Origin of the sequence: Wolbachia endosymbiont of Drosophila bicornuta, from assembly GCF_028982105.1 — a bacterium.
In the GTDB taxonomy this organism is placed as follows: Bacteria; Pseudomonadota; Alphaproteobacteria; order Rickettsiales; family Anaplasmataceae; genus Wolbachia; species Wolbachia pipientis.
The window spans coordinates 1-5,906 of the sequence record NZ_JAPQLF010000056.1 but is presented as its reverse complement, the minus strand read 5'-3'; the positions used below and the strand labels follow the sequence as shown (position 1 = coordinate 5,906).

General features: G+C 33.0%; 7 protein-coding genes. 1 reads left to right on the top strand and 6 read right to left on the bottom strand.

Annotated features, from left to right (window positions below):
* From OZD68_RS01195 to OZD68_RS01180, 4 genes are all read right to left on the bottom strand, one after another.
* Positions 1–814: IS4 family transposase (locus OZD68_RS01195; protein ID WP_275008717.1), on the bottom strand; the 814-nt coding region annotated here is incomplete at its 3' end.
* Between the two features lie 336 nt (positions 815–1,150).
* Positions 1,151–1,792 carry an amino acid ABC transporter ATP-binding protein gene (locus OZD68_RS01190; protein WP_182309367.1) on the bottom strand — a complete coding sequence of 214 codons (642 nt, stop codon included), beginning with the start codon at positions 1,790–1,792 and terminating at the stop codon, positions 1,151–1,153.
* A complete protein-coding gene (locus OZD68_RS01185) occupies positions 1,776–2,423 on the bottom strand; it encodes an amino acid ABC transporter permease (RefSeq protein ID WP_182309366.1) in 648 nt (215 codons plus the stop codon). Before OZD68_RS01185 ends, OZD68_RS01190 begins: the two co-directional genes overlap by 17 nt.
* Positions 2,423–3,157, bottom strand: coding sequence for a substrate-binding periplasmic protein (locus tag OZD68_RS01180; protein WP_077188142.1), 735 nt, complete (start codon positions 3,155–3,157; stop codon positions 2,423–2,425). Before OZD68_RS01180 ends, OZD68_RS01185 begins: the two co-directional genes overlap by 1 nt.
* Positions 3,158–3,282: 125 nt before the next feature.
* Here OZD68_RS01180 and OZD68_RS01175 point away from each other — a divergent pair, with 125 nt between their 5' ends.
* Complete coding sequence (locus tag OZD68_RS01175) at positions 3,283–3,738, top strand: arginine repressor (RefSeq protein WP_064125001.1); 456 nt, start codon at positions 3,283–3,285, stop codon at positions 3,736–3,738.
* A 53-nt stretch (positions 3,739–3,791) separates the two neighbouring features.
* Here the strand turns inward: OZD68_RS01175 and tatC are convergent, their stop codons facing one another.
* Together tatC and OZD68_RS01165 are read right to left on the bottom strand one after the other, a co-directional pair.
* On the bottom strand, positions 3,792–4,553 hold the full coding sequence (gene tatC / locus OZD68_RS01170) for a twin-arginine translocase subunit TatC (RefSeq protein ID WP_010962605.1): 762 nt from the start codon (positions 4,551–4,553) through the stop codon (positions 3,792–3,794).
* Positions 4,550–5,647: a type I glyceraldehyde-3-phosphate dehydrogenase gene (locus tag OZD68_RS01165; RefSeq protein ID WP_182309365.1), complete on the bottom strand. Its 1,098-nt coding sequence runs from the start codon at positions 5,645–5,647 to the stop codon at positions 4,550–4,552. Before OZD68_RS01165 ends, tatC begins: the two co-directional genes overlap by 4 nt.
* Positions 5,648–5,906: the final 259 nt, after the last annotated feature.

Here is a 5,906-nt window from a genome sequence, read left to right as displayed (position 1 = left end):
TATACTGTTCTTCAGTTAGTTTCTGACATATAATTCTTACTCTAATTTTTGCTTCTTTTCCTAACAATACCTCGTTTTCTAAAAATAACTTATCCTCTAAACATTCTAATAACTCCATTTTTTGATTTGTTTCTACATCATATATGTTGGTATCGGATTTATAACGACTTATGAAATAAGCTCCTATTTCATTGATTTGTTTAAAAGAACTTGGCACAAAATAACCGAGATCAGATATTAGCAAATCATTGCTTAATATATTACTTAAATGTTTCCTATATCCCTGGTCTGATCTTACCCACTCCGTTAAATTAAGTTGGTCTATTATCTGATTCATGTAGTCGAAAACTAATTGTAACTTTATTCCAGACTTAGTATTGCTTTCATAGCCACTGTAGCTAGTACCATAACCTTTATACATCTCTTCCATACTGTTAGGTAGAGTAACATAGCTACTGTCCAATAATTTAACACTATTAAATTGCTGTAAGATTTTGCAATCAACTTGCAAGATATTTTTAAAGAGAATCACAGATTCATTATACATCCTTTTCATAAATTCCACTGCTTCTTCAGTAAATCTAAAATCCAAACCTTGTTTTGTTATATCTATCGAGTCCTCGTTTAGTAATTGACACATTGTTTCTACGCTACAATTATCAACTCCTATATTACCCAAGACCATGGCTTTTACGCATGATGAACCTTTTAGCTTTCTCTTTCTTTTTATAAACCTTGTTGTAATTGAGATTTCCTCTGCTTTTTCATTAAAAAATTCTTTGAGCTTTTTTGATAAGCAAGTTATTTTATTCATTGGTTCTCTCACTAAAAGTATATCTTGGAGAACTTATACCTTATTATTCTATCTCTTTCATACCTTTATTTCCTTAACTTGACGCGTATGGATTTACCGACAGTTTGAAAAACAAAAATTCGTCATTCCGCTACTTGTTAGCGGAATCTATGCTGAGATATCGCGGCGGTATGACGTAGGAAAACCTTTCTTGGGTTAGCTATAGTTTGCTATATTATGTGATTTTATTTTTAGCGTTGCTTCTTATATTATGTAATTTATTTTCCATAATGTATATTATGTAATTTTGATGCTAAGATCTGTTATAGCTCTCAGTATGATATGAGTGATTCTCTTTTAATAACTATTTTTTAAATAGTTTGTTGGTTCATCAATTTCTTTAGGATTGATATCTACAATTATTTTTCCGTTTTTTAACAGAATAATCCGATCTGATATTTTTGTTAAAAAATCCAAATTGTGAGAAGCGATAATCATAGTAATACCCATATCTCTAACTGATTGTAATAGTTCCACAACGTCGACTATTGTTGCTACATCTAAACCAGACGTTGGCTCATCGCATAATAGAATCCTTGGATTCATCATTAAGCTTCTGGCAATCGCAACCCGCTGTTTTTGCCCACCGGATAGATTACTAGGGTAATCATTTTTTTTAGAGGCAATACCCAAAGACTCAAGTAGTGAATCACTTTGATCCTGAGTTTTGTTTTTAAGTTTGGGAGCATATGTAAGATTTTCCCAGACAGTCATATGTGGGAAAAGTTGAAAATCCTGAAATACAAAACCAGTACTATCATTGCATTCAATGCTACCAGAATCTAAAACTTCGAGTTTTTGTATACAACGTAACAATGTTGATTTACCACTACCAGAAGGACCAGCAAGACCAACTATAGATTGTTCTATAATCAGGTTAATATTATTAAGTACTGGAATATTATTAAATAATTTACAAACATTATGCATTTTTATCATATATACCTTTCTGTTCAATCTTTTTGCCTATATATTCAATTAGTAATACAAGAGCGTAATAATAAGCCCCAGCAAGACAAAGTGGTATAAAATAAGTAAATTGTTCTGCTGCAAGCATTTGCGCAGAGCGCATAATATCAACACCACCAATAGTAGAGATTAATGCCGTTTCTTTAAGGAGTGCAATGATCTCATTTATCATTGCAGGAAGAATATTTTTAATAACTTGTGGTAATATAATATCTCTCCACATATAGAAACTAGGTATTTGTAAAGTTTTAGCTGCTTCAAACTGGTTTTTTGATATAGTTTCAATACCAGCTCGTAAAATCTCAGCAATATAAGCACAGCTATTTAGACCAAATGCTATAATGCCAGCACTAAATATGTTTAATTTAATTCCTGCAATGGTTGGAGTCATAAAATAAACAACACTTAACTGTAATATAAGGGGGGTGCCACGTATTACAGATATAATTCCATTAATTAATGGAATACAGATCTTATTATATCTGAGTACTGAAAATAACACTCCTAGACTCATACCTAAAAGCAGTCCTCCAATCAATAATTTTAAAGTAAAGGCAAGGCCTGTTCCAACAAACAAGAAATTAGAAATTAATTCTTGCATCAGTTATCTCCTAGCCATTTTTCTGCTATCTTTTGTATTACACCTTTACTTTCTAAACTTTTTAACGCCTCGTTTATTTTATCCTTTAAATCAGATCCTTTATTCACAGCAATAGAATAACCATTATCTGACTTAGCGATGGCTGACCATGATAGACCAGGATTTTTTTTGCTAAATACTTTACCTTGGAATTCATCAATTAGGACGCTATCAACATGACCAGACTTTAATGTTTCTACAGCTTGATTATTATTGTCTATAGCAATAATTTGAGCTGTTGTAGGAACATGCTCTTTTAGCCAAATTTCCATGACAGTTCCTAGTTGAACGGCTATCTTCTTGTGAGTTAAGTTGTTTATACCGGCTATGGGTTTATTTTTGTGATATAGAATACCAAATTCCCCTGTATAATAACTATTTGAAAAATCAAAATTTTTTTCACGCTCTTCTGTGCTACCAATAGTAGATATAGCAGCATCTACAGAATTACTTTGCAATGCTGCAAATATAGTACTAAACTGCATATCTTTAAATATCGCTTCTTTACCTAACTCTTTTGCTACTAATTGAGCAAGCTCAATGTCAAAGCCAGTAAATTTACCATTTTCATAATATTCAAAAGGTGGGTAATCTGCAGAAATTGCAAATCTAATGATATTATCGTGTTTATCTTCCTTGCATCCTGTTAATAGAATACTTATCGCTATAATAGCATTTAAAATGTATTTTTTCATATTACTAATTTATATTCATATTTTATTCATCTTGTGAATATAGACATTAAAAATTGAATAGTCAAGAAATAATGAATATAATTTCAAATATACTTATTACATATTCAATATGAGGAAAATGCATAATGCATGACAACACACTAGGTGAACATATTTTAAATATTATTCAAAATCATGAAATTTTAGAACAGAGCGATTTACAGACCTTACTCAAAAAAAGAGGGTATAACATTTCTCAGGCTACTTTATCAAGAAAATTGAAAGAACTTAAAATTGCCAAAGTTGCTGGTATGTATAAAGTAATTGACATCAACCAATATCGATTACCATTAATACTTAATATGCAAATTTCGGATTTTGGTTTAATAGTACTACACACTCAACCAGGACAAGCTAGCAGCCTAGCTTACTTTCTAGATCAGAAGTATGTTATTTATTCATTAAATAATAGCAAAAACATAGGAATTATAGGAACTATAGCAGGTGATGATACAGTATTATTGATCATCAAAAGTAAGGCTGAACTTAACAAAGTATTACAATCAATTTATGAAACGTTTCCATATTTAAGTCCTGAATAAGAATGTTGTAAGTTAAAAATGTGATATAAAGGAGATGAGAGGGATTCCTTTGTTTAAATCTTTGTCTTCTTTTTTTCAATATACCTACATATCAGAATGGACAATTCATATAGAATCAGCATTGGTATTGCAAGCCCTACTTGGCTTAATACATCAGGTGGAGTTAAGATTGCAGCGATAATAAAAATTACCACTATCGCGATTCTGCGTTTATTTGACAAACTTTGTGTAGTGAGTAACCCTACTCTCACCATTAATGTGAGTATTACTGGAATTTGAAATGCAGTGCCAAAAGCAAACATAAATTGGAGAACGAGGTCTAAATATTCGCTAACTGATGGCATAAACTCTATTGGTATACCGAAAGATTTCCCACTATGTTCAAAAGTGATGAAAAACTTCCAGGCTAAAGGAAATATATAGTAATAGACTACAGTAGCTCCCGTTACAAATAAAACCGGTGTTGCAATCAAGTATGGCAACAACACTGCCCTTTCACTTTTATATAACCCAGGTGCTAAGAACATATAAAATTGCCATGCAAACACAGGAAAAGAAAACAAAAGTGCGCTCATTATTGCAACTTGGAGATACACAAAAAATGCCTCTGTTAAGTCTGTGTAAATTAAAGAAAAACCTTCGCTACCTTTTGTTGCTTCTATTAAAGGTGCGAGTAAAAAACGGTATATATTTTCCTTAAAGTAATAACAAAAACCAAAAGCAACGCAAAAAAATAGAAAGCAAAAGATAACTCTTTTTCTGAGTTCCGCAAAGTGCTCATAAAATGAGGCGTATTTGCTTGAGTTCCAGTTCATACTTTACTATAGCTCAATAATGCTATGTCTAACATTCTCAGCGAAAAAGCCCACTCATTGTCATACCACGCTGCAACCCTGCATATATCACCTGTAACATATGTACCTGTTAAATCCACAATTGCACTATAAGGGTTATGCACAAAATCTATTGAGACTAAAGGTTCCTCGCATATAGAAAGTACATTTAACATTGGATAACCCTCTGTCATCCTAGTACCCTCTGATGTCATCCGAGTAGCTGACACTGGGATCCAGAAATTAGATTCCAGCGTCACGCGCTGGAATGACGTAGAGGAGAGAGCTGCATCCTTAAACATTTCATTGATTTCTTTAACGGTCGCTTTCTTATCAGTCGTAAATGTAAAATCAACCATAGAAACATTGCTAACCGGAACTCTGACGGCAGTGCCATCTAGCTTGCCCTTTAATTCAGGAATTATAGAACCAATTGTTTTTGCTGCCCCGGTTGTAGTTGGCACCATAGATAATCCGCAAGCCCTTGCTCTACGCAAATCTTTATGATTACCATCAAGAACATTTTGATCATTCGTGTAGGCATGTATAGCAGTCATAAAACCGCTTTTTATACCTAAACTGGAGTGTAGAACTTTCACAATCGGAGCAAGGCAATTTGTAGTGCAAGAACCTGCTGATATTACTTTATGCTCTTTTTTGAGCATATCATTATTCACACCATAAACTATAGTTACATCAGCATCCGGAACTGGAGCAGAGACAATTACTTTCTCTGCATTGTGCCTTATTGCTTCTTCACGTTTGTTGAATGCACCAGTACATTCAAGTATTACATCAACATTCCAAGGAATATTTTCAGGGCTCCGTTCTCTATATAAAGAAAACTTTTTGCCATTTATGGATAGCCAATTTTGAGACTCATTAAAGTCAATATCACCACTGAATTTGCCATGAACAGAATCATATTTAATCAAATGTGCATGCTGCTTTGCACTGAGCGATCCATTTACAGCTACAACTTCTATTTGCTCACTATACTTTTCTATTTCATAAATAGCACGCAATACGCCTCTGCCTATTCTACCCAGACCATTAATTCCTACGCGAACCGTCATCTCTTCATTCAAAAAATTTAATTATAGAGGATATCACTTGATATTTCATTCTATTCTTTTGCTTTTCTATCGATATGAACATTATAGCAAGGAGACAGGGCTAAAAACTTGCTTGACAAACTCCGCCAGCCCCCTTATCATGAAACTGAAGCTATTGTATTTGCTTTCGCCAATCTGCAGATTAAAAGATAAGGATTACTTAATGTATCGGCGTCTTATGTTTAATTTTTTGCAGTATATAGATACTGTATGTCTTTAC